This is a genomic window from Streptomyces sp. NPDC051172 (assembly GCF_040682555.1).
In the GTDB taxonomy this organism is placed as follows: domain Bacteria; phylum Actinomycetota; class Actinomycetes; order Streptomycetales; family Streptomycetaceae; genus Streptomyces.
In genome coordinates, this window is sequence record NZ_JBFBBE010000155.1 from 1 (window position 1) to 18,367 (window position 18,367).

The following is an 18,367-nucleotide window of genomic DNA, read 5'->3' on the forward strand; positions in this document are numbered from 1 at the left end:
ATCGCGGACAGCCTCGGCTCCGACCACGGCGCCTACCGCCACGTCTCCCACATCGGCTTCGGCATCTGAGCACGGAGCAGCCGCCGGCCGGAACCCGGCCCTTTGCCGTTCCGATCCCCGCGTTGGTGGCCCGTCGGCCCGTTCAGCCCGCAGGCACGGTCACGAGGTCCAGTCGGCCGCCCGCCAGGGCCACGACCGCCGAGACCAGCGCCTGGAGCGCGGTGTGCTCGGCCGCCTCGTCGGGCAGTGACAGGTGCTGCATGGTCAGTCCGTCGAAACCCGCGAGGAAGAACCGCGCGATCGTCTCGGCCGGCTGGGCGAGCCGGTGGCCGGTGCGCTCGGCTGCCTCGTTCACCAGCTTCGCGGTCACGTCCACGATCCCGCCGTAGTGGCTGCGCAGGGCCTCGCTCAGCGAGGGGGTGCGCAGCGCGAACATGGACAGCTCCGTGAGCAGCTGGTAGCTGGTGGGCTGCTCACCCACGGTGCGCCACAGGGCTGCGGCGAAGGCCGCGACCGCCGCCTCGAAACCGGCGTCCTCGGGTGCCGCCCGCTCGACCTGGGCGACCAGGTCCTCGGTGAGCTGCTCCATGACGGCGCGGTAGAGGTCCTCTTTCGTGCCGAACGTGTAGTGCACGGTGGCCTGCGCGACGCCCAGCTCGGCGGCGATGGCGCGCGTGCTTCCGGCGGCCACGCCCTCCCTGGTCATGAGGTCGATGGCCGCTTTGATCAGTTGGGGGCGGCGTTCGGCCGCCGAGACGTGAGCCATGCTCCCATTATACCGACTTAGTTGGTCGGTCAAGTCACTCGATCAAGTCGGTGGGCCGTACGCGATCGAGCCCCTCGCGGTTGATTACCCGCCGGATCGGACTGCCTGATCAACCGCCCTCCCCCGAGATTCGGTGGTGCCTGAACCCAACCGGACAGAAGGGAGCGGGGCCGTGTCCCGTTCACTCCGTAAGAGAATCGCCGGCGCCCTGGCCGTGGCCGCCCTGGCGGGAGGGTCGCTGACCCTGGCCGCCGGTGAGGCCAGTGCCGTCCCCGTTCCCGGCCCTCCCTGCAACTCCCCCGTCTTCACCGCCTGTGTCGAGATCGTCAACCAGAGCGTGGACGCGTCGAGCTGGCGTATCAGTGTCACCGAGCCCAACGGACACAGCTGGAACCGCTGCCTCACGGGCGCCCGTCCCCACGAGACCAGCTACTACACGAGCGTGTGGTTCTCCAACAGCGACAAGGCCTCGCTGACGGCCTACCGCGGCGGGAACTGCGAGGGCTGGAGCAGGAACGACGACTGGTGGGGCGACTGGCGCTCGACCCAGAACCAGTACCACCTGATCGTCGTCAACAGGCACTGACCCCTCGTACACCGCTCGCACCACCGCCCCTCTCCCCATTGCCCCTCTCCCCGCAAGGAGCCACTCAAGTGCGTCCCCACGCTCCGACGACCCCCGCTGCAGAGCCCACGGTGAACAAGAAGCGAAAGGCCCGCCGCTGGCTGGCGCCGGTGCTCAGCCTGGGCCTCGCCCCGCTCATCATGCTGGCCTCGCCGGGCTCCGCCTCGGCGGACACCTGGTGCTGGAAGCCGGACGGCTACGACATCCGCAAGGGCGACACCACCTGGGCCAAGTCCCAGACCCAGGCCGGCAACACCTTCCAGGACTGGGTGTGGCGCGGCCCCACCTTCCGCTGCCCCACGAACTCACCCGGCTGCTCCTACGCCTGGCAGCAGTCGAAGACGACGGGCTGGCAGTGGTCGGTCGGCGTCGAAGTCAGCAACCCCGTCCCGTGGCTCAACCAGGTGCTCGCCAGCGTCACCCCCTCCTACGGCCGCAGCGGGTCCACTTCCACCACGTTCAACTTCACCACGAACCTGCGCCCGGGCCAGTACGCCCAGCCGATCCAGGTGGTGGAGCGCCGCTGGACGAAGGGCACCTTCGTCGGCGCCTTCCGCACCGACCACTCCGGCTGCGAACACGGCTCGGAGCGGTACTGGTGGGACGGGAACTACGAGTGGGGCTCGTGGCAGGCCAACCTCCGGGTCAACGACTACGGCTCGTACAACATCTGGAACTGACACCCCCAGACCGGCCCGGCCCCGGTGTTCCTGCACCTGCACCGGGGCCGGGCCCCCTTCCCGTTCGACCTCCGACCTCAACAGGAACCCCGGCCATGCACCCGCGCCGTCTCCGCCGACTCCCCCGCACCGCCGCTGCCGCGGCCGTCGCCCTCCTGTGCGCTGTGCTGGCCTCCTGTTCCTCAGGCAGCGCGTCCCCGGCCGCCGCGGGAGCTTCCCCCACCGGTGCGGCTCCCGTGACGACCGTCTCGCCCGGCCCCGCCGCCACCCCCTCCGTCACCTCCTCGCCCAAGACCCTGCCGGCCTCCCGCCTGTGCACCGTCCTCGACGGGGCGACCGCCCGGCGCGTGCTGACCGCCCCGAAGCAGGCTCCCCGGGTCGCACCCGGCAACGGCACGGCCCTGGACTCGTGCAGCTACGCCTCCGGAGACGGGAGCGCCCTGCTGACCCTCAACCCGTCCGCACGCTCCTACGACGCCGAGGTCTCCGCCTCGCACAACCTGGTCCGCGATCCCGCGTCCGCGGGCATGCGAGACGTGAAGGTCACCGAGGTCACCGGGTTGGGGCAGGGCGCCTTCCGCGAGACGGTGCAGGTGCTGCAGCCGCCGCAGAACGTCGCCTACGTGGTGTGGCGCGGGGGTTCCAGGACCTGGGTGCTCACCCTCGCGGAGACAGCCGGGGCGACGGACGCCGACCGGCTCGTATCGCTGGCCCGGCAGATCACCCCCCGGCTCCCGCACTGACCCCGCACGGCCGCCGGTAGGGCACGTCCGGCACGTACGTCCGCCACTGTTCCCGCGTCAGATCGGTGCCCGCCCGGGCACAGACCCGCGCGAGCGCCCGTCCGGGATCGACGGCGTACCGCTGGAGCGGGACGTGCGCGCTCGCCGCGTACAGGGTCGTGCCGTCGGGCGAGAAGGCCAGGGACTCGATGCCGTCGCCCGGCGTGGTGAGCGGGGTGCCGAGGGGCTGGCGGGTCGCCACGTCCCACAGCTGCAGGCTGCCGCCGTCGCCGCCCACCGCCAGCGTCCTGCCGTCCGGGCTGACGGCCAGCGCGTTCACCGCCTCCGGGCGGTCACCGAGTGGCTCCGGGAAGACGTTGCGCAGCACACCGGCACGCCGGCTCGCCGTCCTGTCCCACAGGGCGACCCGGCCCATCTGGTCGCCGACAGCGAGCAACGAGCCGTCGGCCGAGAACCCCATCGCGCCCACCTGCTCACCCTGGACCAGGTCACGGCTGGTGACCTTGGCCGACGGCAGCCCGGCGATGCGTCCGTCACCGACCAGCAGGCCGCCGTCGGGGCGGACGGCCAGGTGGATGCCGACCATTCCCGGCAGCACCGCCGTTCTGCGGCGAGCCGCCGTGTCCCACACCTCGCCGTACAGGTCGCCGCCGGGCCGAAGAGAGGAGCGGGCGGCGTACCAGGTGCGCCCACCGGGCCCGAGAGCGGTCTTCACCACCGGGTCGCCGCGCAGGATCATGGTGGAGCGGACACGGTGACGGGCGATGTCCCACACCGTGAAGGACTGTGAGACGACCTCCCGGCCGGGCGCCGAGACACCGTACGCGAGCGCCGTGCCGTCCGGGCTGAACGCCAGCAGGGGGAGGGGGTCGACGGGGATCGCCGGGTCGGGATCGCGGGCGACGGGCACGTTCACCGGGGGCAGGGTGCTCAGCAGACGGTCGTCGGCGGTGGCGCGGAGCCGGAAGAGGTAGCGGTCGCCGGATCGCTCGGCCGTGGCGTACGTACGGCCGTCCGGGCTGGAGCCGACGGCGTCCAGCGGGGCGGCGCGCCAGGCCGGGGTGACCGCCGGGCCGAGGTCGAGGGTGTGGACGGTGCTGCCCTCGAGGTAGCGCAGGGTGCGGCCGTCCGGGTCCCAGGCCAGGTCGCCGTGAGGGCGCTGGTTGTTCAGGGAGTGCCGGAAGACGGGTCCGTCGGGGGCCGCCGGCCGCCACACCCGGATCTCCTCGCGGTCGGCCGTCGCCAGGAAGGCGCCGTCCGGGCTGAAGGAGGCGTGGTCCACGCCGTCGTCGGCGATGTCGGCGATCCGCTTGCCGGTCCCGGTGTCCCAGACCCGCAGCTCGTTGTCGGTGGCGGCGGCCAGCCGTTGTGTGCCGAGCGCGAGGACGGTCGTGTTCGCGTCCGCGTTGCAGAGGCGGTCCTTCTGCCAGTCGCCGGGCAGGGCACGGCGACCGGGGATGTCCCACAGCTGCGGGGCTTGCCCGCCGGAGCAGCCGGCGGCGCGCCGTCCGTCCGCGCTGAGCGCCGTGACCGTGATACCCGATGCCGGGGCCTCGAACAGCACGCGGCCGTCGGTGACCGAGCGCAGCCGCATCCGGTCGCCCTCGGTGACCAGGAAGGTGCGGTCGTCGCGGGGGAAGCTGACGTCGGTGTCCGTCGGCAGCGGGCCATCGCCGCCGGTCCAGTGCCCGGTGGCCGTGTCCCACAGCCGTATCCCGTCGTGGCCGTTGATCACGAGCACCCGCAGGTCCGGACTCGCGCCCAGAACCATGCCGCCCGGCAGCCGGCCCGAGCCGGTGCGCCGGTGCGTTCCCACGTCCCAGGTGCGCCAGGTGCGGTCGGCGGCGCTCAGCAGCGTACGGCCGGGGACGGAGAGCCAGTCGGTGTCGCCGGGCGCGGGGTCGGTGAAGGTGTCCGTCTCCTGCTGGGCGAGGGAGCCGAGCAGGGCGCGGCGGGTCTCGGGCAGCTCGGCGACGCGCCAGGCGGCCGCGCCCAGCAGCAGCGCGGTGCGCGGGTCGGTGGTGCGCAGCGCGTCCGCCACGTCGGCCACCTGGCGGGCCGCTTCCTGGGTGCGCCGGCGCTGGTTGTCGTCGTAGGCCTGCCAGACGGCGAGGGCCGTCAGCAGTGCCACCGCGAGGACGGCGGACAGCGACCCGGTCAGGATGCGGTGCCTGCGGCTGATCCGGGTCGCGGCCCGGTGCTCGGCCGCCCGGGTGTCCAGCGCGGCGGACAGGAAGTCCCGCTCCGGCACCGTCAGTGCGAGGTCGGCCGCGGGGTCCGGGAACAGTTCCTCCGTGTGGGCCAGCCGGTTGCCCCGGTACAGGTAGCCCGGGTCGCGCTCGTGTTCCAGCCAGGTGCGGGCCGCGTCCGCGAGCATCCGGTGGTGACGCAGCCGTTCGCGGTCCTCCTCGATCCAGCCGTGCAGCCGGGGCCAGCAGGTGATCAGGGCCTCGTGGGCGAGTTGGACGCCGTCCTCGTCGGCGGTCAGCAGCCGGGCCCGGGTCAGCCGCTCCACCACCACCCGCACATCGGCATCCGCCCACTCCTCCAGCTCGGCCCGGGTGAGCGGGCGGCGGGTGTCAGGGGTGCCCTGACCCGGCTCCACCATGCGCAGCAGCACCCGCCGGGCCGCACCCGCCTGGGCCGGGGACAGTCCGCCGTACACCTGCTCGGCGGTCGCCGCGATCGCGCCGCGCACTCCGCCGGCGGCCTCGTACCCGGCCAGGGTGAGCATCCGGCCCCTGCGGCGGCGCCAGGTCTCCAGGAGCACGTGCGAGAGCATCGGCAGCCCGCCGGGCTCGCCCTGCACCTCGTCCACCAGGCGGGCGGTCAGCGACCGCTCCACGCGGCATCCGGCCGCCTGCGCGGGTCCGGTCACCGCCTCCCGCAGTTCGTCCGCCGTCATCGGGCCGAGCAGCAGCCCGGCGCCGCGCAGCGCGTCGGCGAGACCGCGGTGCTCGGCGCAGCGGGCGTAGAAGTCGGCACGCACGGCGAGCAGCACGCGCAGTCTGCTGTCCGGGGCGCGGGCGGCGAGCAGCAGGTCGACGAAGCGGGCACGTTCCTGCGGATCGCGGCAGAGGGTGAAGACCTCCTCGAACTGGTCCACCACCACCCAGCTCTCCGGCTCGTCCTCGGCGGGGCCCAGCAGACGGCCGTACGTCGTGGCGGGCGTGGCTCCGGGGGTGAGGATCCGCAGGGCGGCCGGGCAACCGCGCGCCTGGATCTCCTCCTGGAGCCGCGGGACCAGCCCGGCCCGCAGCAGGGACGACTTCCCACTCCCCGAGGGGCCGAACAGCACCGCGAACCGGTGCTCGCACACCAGGTGCCCGACCTCGTCGACCATCCGGTCGCGTCCGAAGAACACATGCCGGTCGTCCGGCTCGAACCGGGCCAGACCGCGGTACGGCGACGGAACGTCCTCGCTGTTTTCCGCGGGGGCCTGGTTCGCCTCCGCCTCGGCCGCCTTCCAGCGCAGCTCCCATCCGGCCGGATCGCCCCCGCAGGCGCGTGCATAGCCCTGGACCACGGCGAGAGACGGCAGCCGTTCACCGGCGGCGGCCAGCGACAGCGCGGTCGCCGAGAAGCCCGCCGCCTTCGCCATCGTCCGGTACGAGGGGCTTCCAGCGGCCTTCCGCAGCTCGCGCAGCTCGTGCGCGAGCCGCTGGACGGGTCCCGCCGCCGGGTCCACTGGTCTCTCGGGCCGCCCCATGAGTGGTACCTCCGCAGGTGCGGTACAAGATGTCCTGACATCCGAATGGCGACCATACGGATAGTTGAGTGACATCCGGGTTGCCTGCGCATGATGAATGGGTGACCGCAGCCGGACGGCCGGTCGGCCGGGGGGGCTTGGAGCTGCGAGCCGGAGGCTGTGGTCCCACGTCTCCCATCCGTCTGCGAAGGCCCTTCCCCCCGGCTCGACTCATCCAGGGGCGAGGAGGAGACGGCCGGGCGGGAAGGGCATCGCCGCGCGCGGGTTCCCGTGTGGTGGAACACCGGCGCCGGCGCGGCAGGGGCTCACCTGGCGTGCGAACCCCTGCTGCGGCGCATGCGAAGTACCAGCGCGGAGCCGGCGGCGACGGCCAGCAGGCCGGCGAGGGCGCTGTACGTGACGGCGGTGCCCATCCCGGTGGAGGCCAGGTCGCCGCCCGTGTTGCTCCGGCCCGGCCGGCCGACGGGTACGCCGGCTGCCGAGGCCTGCGCCCGGGTGCCGATCGTGCCGGAGGCGGAGGCGACCGGGGCGGCGGCGCTCGGGGTGGGGGCGGGGGACGGGGCGTGGGCGCGGGAGGCCGCCGACGCGGGCTTCAGCTGGAGGGTCGTGATCGAGTACGGGGGCAGCTCCTGTGCGGCCGCCGTTCCCCGCGCCGCCGTGGTCAGGGCGGTGCCGCCCTTGGTGTACGAAACGGTCCTGACCGTCCCCGCGGCCGGTGTGTATCCCTTGTAGGAGAGCGACACCTGCGCCGTGTTCTGCGGGTCCTTGTTGATCAGCATGACGTTCAGGCCGCCGTCCCTGCTGCGCACCGCGTGCACGGCGACCGACTGCTTGGCGGAGGACGCCTTGACCATGGTGTCGCCGGGCTTGGCCAGCGCGGTCAGCGAGCGGATGCCCCAGTAGGTGGGGAAGGGCGTCTCACGCGCCGGTTCGCAGTGCCCGCCGACGCAGGTTCCGTTGGAGAGCAGGCCCTGGTCCAGGTAGTCGGTCTCGCCGCCCACCGTGGTGGGTGCCTTGCCCATGCCGTTGTGCAGGTCCCACCAGTCGACGTTGACGGCGCCGTGTTCGAACCAGTTCATGTACGTGTCCGACGCGAACAGGGCCGCGGCCTGGCTGGTGAGGGCCGGCGACTGGGTGCTGTCGGTCTCGGTGACCGCGATCTCGACCGAGGCGGCGTGCGCACCCGCGTAGGTGGTGAGCAGCGAGCGCACCGCGGAGGTGACACCCGCGACCTGGGCGGGGGAGTTCAGCAGGTCCGCCGTGCTGGAAGCGCTCGGGTACGAGTGGATGATCACGAAGTCGATCGACTTGCCGGCGATGGCGAGCACGGTGTGGTTCCAGTCGGCGGTGTCACCTGCGGCCTTCGCTCCGTCCGGCCAGGACCCCGGAGTGTTGAGCACCGCCCCGATCTTCACCTTCGGGTCCACGGCCTTCATCGCCTTCGCGTAGGCGAGGAGGTTCTTCGCGTACTCCCTGGGGCTTTTGTCGGCGTGGTGGTCGACCTCCCATTTGCTGCCGTAGTACCCGTTGCCGGAGACCTCGTTGCCGATCTCCCAGTACTTCACGCCGTAACCCTTGGCGACATTGGCGTACTTGACCCAGTCGGCGGCCTCCTGGGGCGTGCCGGAGCCGTAGTTGGCGGTGATGATCGGCTGGGCGCCGACCCTCTTCGCGGTGGCCATGAAGTGGTCGAAGTCGGTGCCGGGCGCGACCCAGCCGCCGCCGTCGAGGGTGTGGGTCTTCCAGTGGTAGGCGTCCGCGTAGGAGCCACCGGGGTAGCGCAGCTGCTGGATTCCGGCGGCCTTCATCAGCGATGACGCCGTGGTGTCGGTCATGTACGAGTCGTAGACGGCCGTGTTGAGGCCGACCCCGGTGCTGGGCACCGTGCCCAGCGAGGTACCGGCATCCACCGAGATGCCGACGGCCGGCGCGGCGTTCGCGCTGAGCGCCAGGACGCCCGCGCCGGCCCCGGCCAGCAGGGCCGCCACCGTCCCCGCCACGATGTTGCGGCGCGTTCGGCTACGGCGGTGCGTACGGCTCCGAGGCATCGGCTGCTCGGTGGTCGTCGGGTCGTCAGGTGACACGTCGGGGCTCCCGATCGGAGTGCGTGGACACGGGCGGCGCGGCGCAGCTGACTGCGCCCGCCGTGGTTGGTGCACCCCTGAGTGGCCGCTCGGGACGGAAAGGTTGCCGCCGTATCCGACGTACTTCAGATCTCTTCCGTGCCGTGCGGCATCCGAGCCCTGGTGATCGCGGTGTGGGCCCCCGTACGCGTCCGCGCAGCCGACTGCGTCCAGTTCGCCCGGCATTGACCAGCGCTGGCCGGGCACTGTTAGGCTGCGCCCCCGTTGTTAAACGCGCAACTAACATGCACATGATTGCCAGGAGAGGGCGACCGGGGGATGGTCCTCGATGACGCGTCCGCGGAGTTCCACGAATTCTTCGAACGCCACTATGCCGAACTCGCCCGTCTGGCCCACCTCCTGACCGGTGAGGCCGACGCGGCGGACGACCTCGCAGCGGATGCCCTGGTCGCCCTGTGGCAGCGCTGGGACCGGTTGCGGCAGGCCGACCACCCGCTGGCCTACGCCCGCGGTGTGGTGGCCAACCTGGCGCGGGGACGGATCCGCAGCGCGGTGCGCGAGCGACGCCGGATCGCGCTGTTCTGGTCCCGCAGCCCCGAGAAGGTGGACGGGCCGGACACGGCGGCCGTACTGGACGTCCGCGCGGCGCTCGACCGGTTGCCGTTCCGCAAACGCGCCTGCGTGGTGCTGCGGCACGCCTTCGACCTGTCCGAGAAGGACACGGCGCTGGCGCTGGGCATATCGGTCGGCACGGTGAAGAGCCAGACCTCTAAGGGAATGGCCGAGCTGCAAAGGACACTTGGCGTACGAGCTGTCGGGGACCTGGTGGAAGGGAGGAGGAACCGGTGAACGAGGAGATCGCCCGTCGGCTGCGTGAGGCCGCCGAGGCCCATCGGCCCGACCGCGCGAGGATGCTGGCCCGGGTGCAACGAGGCATGTCCGGCCCCGCCGTCCGTCACCGCGCGCGGCCGTTCGCGAGGTCCGGGACCAGGGTTGCGCTCGCCGGGTTTGCCGCCGCCGGCATCCTGGCGACCGGCGGCCTCGCCGTCGCCGCCATCGTCACGCACTCGTCGCCCACGGCCACCGTGACCACACCGGCCACCCCGTCCCCGGACGCCACCTCCCGGCAGCCGACATCGGCCCGCCCCACCCCTGTCGCGCCGGCCCCGGTCACCACCCCGGGCGGCTCGCGCCCGACTCCGCCGGCCGACAGTCCGTCACCGGCCGCCGGTGAGAGCCAGAGCGGTCCGCTGTGGTCGGCCGGCTCGGTGGACCCGAAAAGCACCGTCTACTGGACGCAGAGCAACCTCCTCCTCAAGACGACCCGGCCGCTCACCGCGCTCACGATCGAGATGCGGATCGTGCAGACCGGCGGGGTGAAGGAGACCGGTACCTGGCAGACCCTGCCGAGCGATGACTTCACCATCACCACCCGGGAGGCCGACGGCATGCTGGTCTACCGCTGGGTCCTCAAACCGGGCCTGACCGTGCCGGCCGGGAGCCATGAGGTGGCCGCCCAGTTCAACAACGGCGGCGCGCGCAGTGCCGCGGGCGACGCCTACCGCGTCGACGCGCAGGGTTCGGGCGGCCCCGCGTCGGTCCGGGGAGGGTTCGTCCCGGCCCGGTGACCGATGCCGTGCGGATGGTCGAGCGGTTCCTTCCCCTGGTCGCGGCAACCTTTGTGCCCATGGCGGCAACTGGCAGGTAACCAGGGCCGGATCAAGGCCCGCTGCGCCAGAAGGACATGCCGTTGCCAGATCAGAACCGCTCTCATCGCCGCCTTCCGGCTACCCGCCGTGTGCTCGCCGCCGCCGTGGTCCTCGCCGCCGCGGGTGCCGCTGTGCCGCTGGTCGCCATGGCAGCCCGCACGCCGAACACGCGCACGCCGACCACGGCCGCCACTGCAGCGGCCGACCACGGCCGCTACTTCGGTACGGCGGTGTCCTCGGGCAGGCTCGGAGACTCGACGTACTCCACCATTCTCGACCGGGAGTTCAACATGATCACCCCGGAGAACGAGATGAAGTGGGACACCACCGAACCCTCCCGCGGCAACTTCAACTTCGGGCCGGCCGACTCGATCGTCGCCCACGCCTCCGCACACGGGCAGCGGATGCGCGGCCACACCCTGGTGTGGCACTCACAGCTGCCCGGCTGGGTGAAGTCCATCACCGACGCGAACACCCTGCGCGGTGTGATGGACAACCACATCACCACCGAGATGAGCCACTTCAAGGGCAGGATCTACGCCTGGGACGTGGTCAACGAAGCCTTCGCCGACGACGGCAGCGGCCGGCACCGCTCCTCGGTCTTCCAGGACGTGCTCGGCAACGGTTTCATCGAGGAGGCCTTCCGCACCGCCCGGAAAGCCGACCCCTCGGCCAAGCTCTGCTACAACGACTACAACATCGAGAACTGGACCGACGCCAAGACCCAGGGCGTCTACTCCATGGTGCGCGACTTCAAGTCCCGCGGGGTGCCCATCGACTGCGTCGGCTTCCAGAGCCACTTCGGCACCGGCGGCCCGCCCGCGAGCTTCCAGACCACCCTGTCCAAGTTCGCCGCGCTCGGCGTGGACGTCCAGATCACCGAACTCGACATCGCCCAGGCCGCGCCGACGGCATACGCCGACACCGTCCGGGCGTGCATGAACGTCGCCCGCTGCACGGGCATCACGGTGTGGGGCATCCGCGACAGCGACTCCTGGCGCACCGGTGAGAACCCGCTGCTGTTCGACGCGGGCGGCAACAAGAAGCCCGCCTACAGCGCGGTGCTCACCGCCCTGGGTGGCAGCAGCGGCGGGGGCACGGCGGACGGGGGGCTCACCTCCGGCACCGTCTACACGCTCTCCAACGCGGCCGCCGGACGCGTTCTCGACGAGCCCGCGGGACAGAACGGCAACGGCACCCCGCTCCAGGTGTGGGACGCCAGTGGTGCCTCCAACCAGCAGTGGCGGGCAGGCCGCAACAGCGACGGCTCCTACACGCTGACCAATGTCGCCAGCGGCCGGGTACTGGACGAGCCGGGCAACCGGACGGCCAACGGGACGAGCCTGACGGTCTGGGACTCCAACGGTGGCGCCAACCAGCACTGGCGGGCCGGCCGCAACAGCGACGGCTCCTACACGCTGACCAACGTCGCCAGCGGCCGGGCCCTGGAGATCCCCGGCGGTCGGACCGCCAACGGCACTCCCGTCCAGATCTGGGACACCAACGGCGGCGGCGCCAACCAGCACTGGAACGTCAAGCCGACCGCGGCGCCGAAGAGCAACACGTGTGCTCTTCCGCCGACATACCGGTGGACGTCGACGGGTCCGCTGGCGCAGCCGGCGAACGGGTGGGACGCGGTGAAGGACTTCACCACCGTGACGTACAACGGCAAGCACCTGGTCTATGCGTCGAACGTGTCGGGATCGTCGTACGGCTCGATGATGTTCAAGCCCTTCACGAACTGGTCGGACATGGCGTCGGCCGGCCAGACCGGGATGAGTCAGTCCGCGGTGGCGCCCACGCTGTTCTACTTCGCGCCCAAGAACATCTGGGTGCTGGCGTCACAGTGGGGCGCGGCGCCCTTCGTCTACCGCACCTCCAGCGACCCCACCGACCCCAACGGCTGGTCCGCGCCGAAGCCACTGTTCACCGGCAGCCTCCCGGGCGCCGCTCCGATCGACCAGACCCTGATCGCCGACGGCCAGAACATGTACCTGTTCTTCGCCGGTGACAACGGCAAGATCTACCGGGCGAGCATGCCGATCGGGGACTTCCCCGGCAGCTTCGGCTCCTCGTACACGACGGTCATGAGCGACACGGTGAAGAACCTCTTCGAGGCGCCGCAGGTCTACAAGGTCCAGGGCCAGAACCAGTACCTCATGATCGTCGAGGCCCGGGGCGCGAACGAACAGCGCTACTTCCGCTCGTTCACGGCCTCCAGCCTGAACGGTTCATGGACCCCGCAGGCCGCCACCGAGTCCAACCCCTTCGCGGGCAAGGCCAACAGCGGAGCCGGCTGGACCAACGACATCAGCCACGGCGACCTGGTCCGCAACAACCCCGACCAGACCATGACCATCGACCCCTGCCACCTGCAGCTCCTCTACCAGGGCAAGTCCCCCACCGCGAGCGGCCCCTACGACCGGCTGCCGTGGCGGCCGGGTGTCCTCACCCTGCAGCGCTGACCGCTGCTCACCGCTTCGTCGAGGAACCCCAGCCGTGCATCGGCTGGGGTTCCAGTCGTTCGGGGACCAGACGGAGGTCCGGCGGGGCTTGTCCGGCAGAGACCGGAGAAGTCCTCAGTCCGACGTGGATGACGAAATGCGCCCCCATCGAGAGATGGGGGCGCATTTCGTCGGCTTCACCTACTTGAGTGATGTACCGCCCGAGTTGTGGTACGCGATCGTCTTGTTGATCAGGTTTCCGCCGTCGGTCTCGGCGGTTGTCTGTTCCTGCTGTCCCGGACCGAAGAGCAGCCCGGCCACATGGGCGTTCGCGACCTGGTCCATGTGCGCGAAGAACCAGTCCACCTTGTCGTCCTTGTAATGGTTGAGGGTGTTGTTCTGTGCCATGTTGCCCACGGGGATCTGCCACAGGACCACCGGCTTGCCCACGGACTCGGCCATCGTCTTGTAGAACTGCAGCGCGGCGGCGGCCTTCTGGTCGTTCCAGAAGTGGTCACTGCCGCCGTGGGCCGGCTGTGCGTACCAGCCTGCGTCGCGGTCCGACACATCGGTGACCAGGAAGTCGGCGTTCTTCGCCCCGAGGTTCGCGTAGTCCTTGACGCATGCCTGTGTGTTGGTCTGCCAGTCGAAGCAGGAAAGGTGCAGCCCCGCGGCGGTGTTCGGCGCGTACTTGTGCGCCATCGAGATCAGGCACTGGGCCAGGCCGGTGGCGCTGTTCTCCTGCGATCCGCAGTCCGTCGGATTCGAGGCCGTGACCTGCGCGGCGACCTGGTGCGGATTGCCGAGCGACCGGACGTAGCCCCAGAAGTCGGGCTCGAGGTCGATCGCGTCGTGCGACGTGCCGATCTTCTGGAGGAAGAAGCGGTAGTCGTTCAGGTACCGGGTGAGCAGGTCGGTCCTGTTGATGGCCTTGACCTCGCCCGGGCCGTCGCCCTCGCCTGCCGCATCCCCGAGGTCGCGCAGCGAGTACCAGGTCCAGAGCATCTTCTGCGGGCGCGGGCTGCCCTTGTACGTCGCCTGGGCCGCCACGGTGTCCCGATAGGTCACGTACGTGCCGGGAGCCGTGGTGCTGCCGGTCCAGCAGCCCCACCAGCCCGACCAATCGTCGTGGCAGCGCGCTGCCGTGTAGTAGTCCGACGAGGGCGCGGGCTGGCTGTGCACATAGGCGTACCGCATGTCGAACGGCGCGGCGGCCGCCGAGGCGTCGGACACCGAGCCGCCGACGAGCACCGTGCTGCTGCCCATGAACCGTGTCGTCGAGCTGCCGCCACCGGCCACGGGAGACGGCGTCGACGACGGGTGCGAGCTGCTCGGAGCCGGGCTGGTGGGAACGCTGCTGCTCGGCGCGGTGGGTGTACCGGAGCCGCCGACGCTCCCGGCCGGGACGAGTTGCCACTGCTGATCGGCGCTGCCCCGGTCGCGGTTCTGGACGACACCGCTCCCGTTGGCTTTGGCGGCGCCGTGGACATCGACGGCCATGCCACTGAAGCGATTGACCAAATGCACGTAGCCGTCCTGCGACTTGGCCAGTTTGAACTGCTGGTTGCTGCCGTTCAGGTCTTTCCACTGCACGAGGGCGGAGCCGGCGGTCTTCGACCAGCCGAGGTCGTCCAGCACCTTGCCGGAGTTCCGGTTCTGCAGCCGGTAGTAGCCGTCACCCGCGTCGATGAACCGCCACTGCTGGTTGGGGCCGCCGTGACGGCTCCACTGCACCACCGCCGCGCCGTCGTTCTTGGCGGCGCCGCGGTCGTCCAGCACCTTGCCGCTGTTGCGGTTGACCAGCACGTACCACTTCTTCAGATCCAGGGTCTTCTGCTCCGCTGAAGCCTGACTGACCACGACGGCCGAGCCGGCCACGACCACCATGGAGAGACCCGCCCACAGACCCCGACGCGCGAGCAACCGACGGCCACGGTGCTTCGGGCGGCCACCGCGGGCTCCGCCGTCGGCCCGGCGGCCGCCGACGGGGGACGCCGCCGATGACGTGGGTGGGCCGGGGACATGTCTGTGCTCTCGTTCCAGGGACACGCCTGTGCTCTCTTTCAGCCGTCGCATCTGACCGGGCCACTTGGCCGGACAGCACTGAGTGGTCCGAGAGATCGAAAAGGTTGCCGCGAAAGCCACAGTTTTTTTCGCCTTGACCGCATGCCGCCCAGGCCCGGCGGCCTGACGCTCGCCACACCGCCGCGACCGTCCGCCTGATCCTCGGCGTCCCGGACGTCGTGGTCGACGCGATCACGGGCTGGGAGCCTCAGAAGACCAACTCAGACGGAAAGTGAGACGGACAACGTCGAAGGGCCTCACCGCGAACGGTGGGGCCCTTCGACATCGTGCCCGGCTGGCGCGGTCAGCGGGAACCGCCTCCTTGCTCCCCGTTCCGCGACCAGACCGCGGTGAGCGCGGTGACCGGGTCACTGTCGGGTGGTGCCGCGGGCCACCATTCGCCGTCGTCGTCCTGGAGGTAGGGGTACCAGCGGGTTTCGGGGCCCAGACGCAACTGGATGCCGTGGTGGGTGAGGGTGAGGCGGTTGCGCCAGGCTCTGAGGTGTGTGGGCGAGCCGGTCATCTCGGCGAGGGCCGCGTCCAGGGCGGTGCGGGCGGCCTTCATCACCGTCGGGTCGGGGGTGTGGGGCTGTTCCGCGACGGTGATGCCCGTGGGGCCGCCGTGGCGTCAGGCGCGGGTGAGGCGTGCGAAGGCAGTGGGGTTGGAGCCGGTGTTCCGGATCAGGTGGTGGAACCACTCGGGTCCGGGGCCGCTCGCGGCGATGCGTACGGCGTCCTGGTGCTGGGTCAGGTGCAGGTCGGTGGTGTCGCCCGCGAGGAGCCGGGCGGCGCGCGCGGCGGCGTCGGCCATGAGGCGTTCCAGGTCCGCGGCGGCCAGGCCGGTTCCGGGTGGCGGGGCGACGGGCAGTGCTGTGGTGTGGGCGGCGGGTTCCGGGAGTCCGGGCAGTTCGGGGGACTCTTCGGCCCAGTGGGCGTACGCGGCGGCGGCCGGGATGCCGGGCGGTGCGGGTGGGGCGGCGGTCTCCTGTGCTGTCGTACGGAGTGCGCGCAGCCGGGCGAGGACCTCCTCGCGGCCGCGGCCGCGCAGCTCGAAGATCACGAACGGGTCGGTGTCGATGGTGGCGGCGATGGCGTAGCAGAGCGCGGCGGCGTGCTTGCAGGGATGTCCCCAGTCGGGGCAGGAGCACTCCGGATCGAGCTCGGTGGGCAGGGGGAGCAGTGGGACGCCCGCGTGCCGGGCGTCGTCCACGAGTTCGGCGGGCATCTCGCCGTCGAGCAGTGCCGCGAGATGCCCGGCGCGGGCCGCGATCGTGTCGAGCAGGGTGTCCCACTGAGGGCCGGTGAGGACGGGCAGGTGGACCGAGGAGCGGTACGGGCGCGGGCGGCTGCCCTGGACAGCGGCTTTGACCTGGCCCGGAGTGACGGTGACCGGGCCGACCATGCCTTGGCGGGCGTAGGTGCGTCCGCGCGAGAGCCGTCCGGCGTCCAGGGTGGAGTCCTCCAGAGCGGCCACCCACGCCTGGCCCCACCAGGTCGCGGCGAAGGCTCGCCTGCCGAGGGCGGGCGCACGGCGCGGGCCGGGAACAGCGGGGCTCATGACTGCCTTCCCAGGGCGACGAGTTCGGCGAGTTCGGCGTCGGACAGTTCGGTCAGGGCTGCCTCGCCGGAGCCGACGACGGCGTCGGCGAGGGCGCGCTTGGCTTCGAGCAGCTTCGCCACCTTGTCCTCCACGGTTCCCTCCGCGAGGAGCTTGTGCACTTGCACGGGTTTGTCCTGGCCGATGCGGTAGGCGCGGTCGGTGGCCTGGTCCTCGACGGCCGGGTTCCACCAGCGGTCGTAGTGCACGACGTGAGTGGCGCGGGTGAGGTTGAGTCCGGTGCCGACCGCTTTCAATGACAGCAGGAACACCGGCACTTCACCGCGCTGGAAACGGTCCACCATCTCCTCGCGCCGCGTAACGGGGGTGCCACCGTGCAGGAAGAGAGCGGGGACGCCGCGCTCGGCGAGATGCTTCTCCAGCAGCGCCGCCATCTGTTTGTACTGCGTGAAGACCAGCGCGGATTCGCCCTCGGCGGTGATGGTGCCGAGAAGTTCGTCGAGCAGGTCGAGCTTGCCGGAGCGGCCCCGCAGGGGAGTGGACCGGCGCAGGCGGTGCTCTTTCAGGCTGTGCTCTTTCAAATACTGGGCGGGGTGGTTGCAGATCTGCTTCAGCGCGGTGAGCAGCTTGAGTACCAGACCGCGTCGGGCGATGCCCTCGGATTTCTCGATCTCGGCCATGGTCTCGCGCACCACCGCCTCGTACAGGCTGGTCTGCTCGGCCGTCAGCGGGACGACGTGATAGGTCTCGGTCTTGGGCGGCAGTTCGGGCGCGATGCCGGGGTCGGACTTCTTGCGGCGCAACAGGAAGGGACGTACGAGACGGGACAGGCGCTCGGCCGCCTCGGGATCCTCGCCCGCCTCGATGGCGCGGGCATACCGGTCACGGAAGGCGGTGAGTGTGCCGAGGAGCCCGGGGGTGGTCCAGTCGAGCAGGGCCCACAGCTCGGAGAGGTTGTTCTCCACGGGGGTGCCGGTGAGAGCGACGCGGGCGGGCAGGGCACGCAGTTCACGGGCGGTGACGGCGTAGGGGTTCTTGACGTGCTGGGCCTCGTCGGCGGCCACCAGTGACCAGGCCGTCTCGGCGAGCACTTCGCGGTCGCGGCGCAGCACCCCGTAGGTGACCAGGACGATCTCGTCGTCGGCCAGGTCCCCCAGGTGGCGGTCGCCGCCGTGGTAACGGCGGACGGGGATGGACGGTGCGAATCTGGCGGCCTCGCGCTGCCGGTTGCCGAGCAGGGAGGCCGGGCAGACGACAAGGGTGGGGCCCGCGGTGGTCGGGTCGCTCTGGCGGTGCAGGTGCAGAGCGAGCAAGGTGATGGTCTTGCCCAGGCCCATGTCGTCGGCGAGACAGCCGCCGAGGCCGAGTGCGCACATCTCGGACAGCCAGGCCAGGCCCCGCTTCTGGTACTCGCGCAACGTGGCCTTGAGGGCGGCGGGCTGAGGCACGAGGGTGCGGGACTCGGGGTCGCGGATACGAGCGACCAGGTCGCCGAACGCACCGACCGCCGCACAGGGACCCGGTCACCGTCCCTCCCCCAGCCTCCGGCCGGGGGACCCCCATCTCGCTTCGCTCGGCCTCGCCGGTCAGCGCGGCGCTCAACGCCTCCATGGGGGTGAGCGGTTCCATCCGGCGGCGCTTGGCGCGGGCCACCAGCTTCGGGTCGGCGACCACCCACTGGTCGCGAAGCCGGACGAGGGGACGGCGTGACTCCGCGAGGGCATCCATCTCGGCCTCGGTGAGCGGCTCGCCGCCGAGGGAGACCTGCCAGCGGAAGTCGAGGAGGGCCTCGGTGTCCAGCAGGCCGCCCGCGGTGGAACCGGGGGCGGTGCGCTGTCCGATCTCCGCGGTCGCGGTGAGCGGTCAGTTCACGGATGGCCAGCTCGTCGGTGAGCTCGTCGGGGGCGGTGTAGCGGACCGCGCCGAGCACTCCGAACCCGCCGGCCCGGCTGATGGCCGCGGCGACGGCGGGGAACGGCGTGAAG

General features: G+C 71.3%; 13 protein-coding genes and 1 pseudogene. 7 read left to right on the forward strand and 7 right to left on the reverse strand.

All coding sequences use genetic code 11. The features are described from left to right. Positions 1-142: 142 nt before the first annotated feature. A complete protein-coding gene (locus AB0N07_RS44940; protein ID WP_365845716.1) occupies positions 143-766 on the reverse strand; it encodes a TetR/AcrR family transcriptional regulator in 624 nt (207 codons plus the stop codon). Positions 767-938: 172 nt separating this feature from the next. Here AB0N07_RS44940 and AB0N07_RS44945 point away from each other — a divergent pair, with 172 nt between their 5' ends. From AB0N07_RS44945 to AB0N07_RS44955, 3 genes are all read left to right on the forward strand, one after another. Then, positions 939-1,352, forward strand: a complete 414-nt coding sequence (locus AB0N07_RS44945; protein ID WP_365845718.1) for a hypothetical protein — start codon at positions 939-941, stop codon at positions 1,350-1,352. Positions 1,353-1,462: 110 nt separating this feature from the next. Beyond that, positions 1,463-2,071 (forward strand): hypothetical protein, encoded by a 609-nt coding sequence (locus tag AB0N07_RS44950; RefSeq protein ID WP_365845720.1) that lies wholly within the window; start codon positions 1,463-1,465, stop codon positions 2,069-2,071. A 95-nt stretch (positions 2,072-2,166) separates the two neighbouring features. Further along, on the forward strand, positions 2,167-2,814 hold the full coding sequence (locus AB0N07_RS44955) for a hypothetical protein (RefSeq protein WP_365845722.1): 648 nt from the start codon (positions 2,167-2,169) through the stop codon (positions 2,812-2,814). Here the strand turns inward: AB0N07_RS44955 and AB0N07_RS44960 are convergent. Together AB0N07_RS44960 and AB0N07_RS44965 are read right to left on the reverse strand one after the other, a co-directional pair. Beyond that, positions 2,792-6,523 (reverse strand): hypothetical protein, encoded by a 3,732-nt coding sequence (locus tag AB0N07_RS44960; protein WP_365845724.1) that lies wholly within the window; start codon positions 6,521-6,523, stop codon positions 2,792-2,794. The genes AB0N07_RS44955 and AB0N07_RS44960 overlap by 23 nt on opposite strands. Positions 6,524-6,828: 305 nt before the next feature. Then, the gene (locus AB0N07_RS44965) at positions 6,829-8,607 is read right to left on the reverse strand and encodes a cellulose-binding protein (RefSeq protein WP_365845726.1); all 1,779 of its coding nucleotides are present in this window, start codon (positions 8,605-8,607) and stop codon (positions 6,829-6,831) included. A gap of 318 nt (positions 8,608-8,925) precedes the next feature. On the opposite strand from AB0N07_RS44965, the gene AB0N07_RS44970 reads away from it, so the two are divergent. The 3 genes from AB0N07_RS44970 to AB0N07_RS44980 all read left to right on the forward strand — a co-directional run bounded on the left by AB0N07_RS44970 (position 8,926) and on the right by AB0N07_RS44980 (position 12,781). Further along, complete coding sequence (locus AB0N07_RS44970) at positions 8,926-9,456, forward strand: SigE family RNA polymerase sigma factor (RefSeq protein ID WP_365845728.1); 531 nt, start codon at positions 8,926-8,928, stop codon at positions 9,454-9,456. Then, positions 9,453-10,235 carry a hypothetical protein gene (locus AB0N07_RS44975; RefSeq protein ID WP_365845730.1) on the forward strand — a complete coding sequence of 261 codons (783 nt, stop codon included), beginning with the start codon at positions 9,453-9,455 and terminating at the stop codon, positions 10,233-10,235. Before AB0N07_RS44970 ends, AB0N07_RS44975 begins: the two co-directional genes overlap by 4 nt. A 116-nt stretch (positions 10,236-10,351) precedes the next feature. Then, positions 10,352-12,781: a non-reducing end alpha-L-arabinofuranosidase family hydrolase gene (locus AB0N07_RS44980; RefSeq protein ID WP_365845732.1), complete on the forward strand. Its 2,430-nt coding sequence runs from the start codon at positions 10,352-10,354 to the stop codon at positions 12,779-12,781. Between the two features lie 180 nt (positions 12,782-12,961). On the opposite strand, the gene AB0N07_RS44985 is transcribed toward AB0N07_RS44980, so the two are convergent. The 4 genes and pseudogenes from AB0N07_RS44985 to AB0N07_RS45000 all read right to left on the reverse strand — a co-directional run. Continuing rightward, the gene (locus AB0N07_RS44985; protein WP_365845734.1) at positions 12,962-14,809 is read right to left on the reverse strand and encodes an RICIN domain-containing protein; all 1,848 of its coding nucleotides are present in this window, start codon (positions 14,807-14,809) and stop codon (positions 12,962-12,964) included. A gap of 319 nt (positions 14,810-15,128) precedes the next feature. Then, on the reverse strand, positions 15,129-15,389 hold the full coding sequence (locus AB0N07_RS44990; protein WP_365845736.1) for a hypothetical protein: 261 nt from the start codon (positions 15,387-15,389) through the stop codon (positions 15,129-15,131). A gap of 63 nt (positions 15,390-15,452) precedes the next feature. Then, positions 15,453-16,382: an SWIM zinc finger family protein gene (locus AB0N07_RS44995; RefSeq protein ID WP_365845739.1), complete on the reverse strand. Its 930-nt coding sequence runs from the start codon at positions 16,380-16,382 to the stop codon at positions 15,453-15,455. Beyond that, positions 16,379-18,242: pseudogene (locus AB0N07_RS45000) on the reverse strand (DEAD/DEAH box helicase); the annotation flags it as partial. The gene AB0N07_RS44995 and the pseudogene AB0N07_RS45000, both read right to left, overlap by 4 nt. Here AB0N07_RS45000 and AB0N07_RS45005 point away from each other — a divergent pair. Further along, the coding region (locus AB0N07_RS45005) for a hypothetical protein (RefSeq protein WP_365845741.1) at positions 18,175-18,367 on the forward strand (193 nt) is incomplete at its 3' end. The pseudogene AB0N07_RS45000 and the gene AB0N07_RS45005 overlap by 68 nt on opposite strands.

Excerpts from the sequence above, each read along its gene's own strand:
- AB0N07_RS44940 (WP_365845716.1), bottom strand. The coding sequence starts at position 766 with ATGGCTCACGTCTCGGCGGCCGAACGCCGCCCCCAACTGATCAAAGCG.
- AB0N07_RS44955 (WP_365845722.1), top strand. The coding sequence starts at position 2,167 with ATGCACCCGCGCCGTCTCCGCCGACTCCCCCGCACCGCCGCTGCCGCG.
- AB0N07_RS44960 (WP_365845724.1), bottom strand. The coding sequence starts at position 6,523 with ATGGGGCGGCCCGAGAGACCAGTGGACCCGGCGGCGGGACCCGTCCAG.
- AB0N07_RS44970 (WP_365845728.1), top strand. The coding sequence starts at position 8,926 with ATGGTCCTCGATGACGCGTCCGCGGAGTTCCACGAATTCTTCGAACGC.
- AB0N07_RS44980 (WP_365845732.1), top strand. The coding sequence starts at position 10,352 with ATGCCGTTGCCAGATCAGAACCGCTCTCATCGCCGCCTTCCGGCTACC.
- AB0N07_RS44990 (WP_365845736.1), bottom strand. The coding sequence starts at position 15,389 with ATGAAGGCCGCCCGCACCGCCCTGGACGCGGCCCTCGCCGAGATGACC.
- AB0N07_RS44995 (WP_365845739.1), bottom strand. The coding sequence starts at position 16,382 with ATGAGCCCCGCTGTTCCCGGCCCGCGCCGTGCGCCCGCCCTCGGCAGG.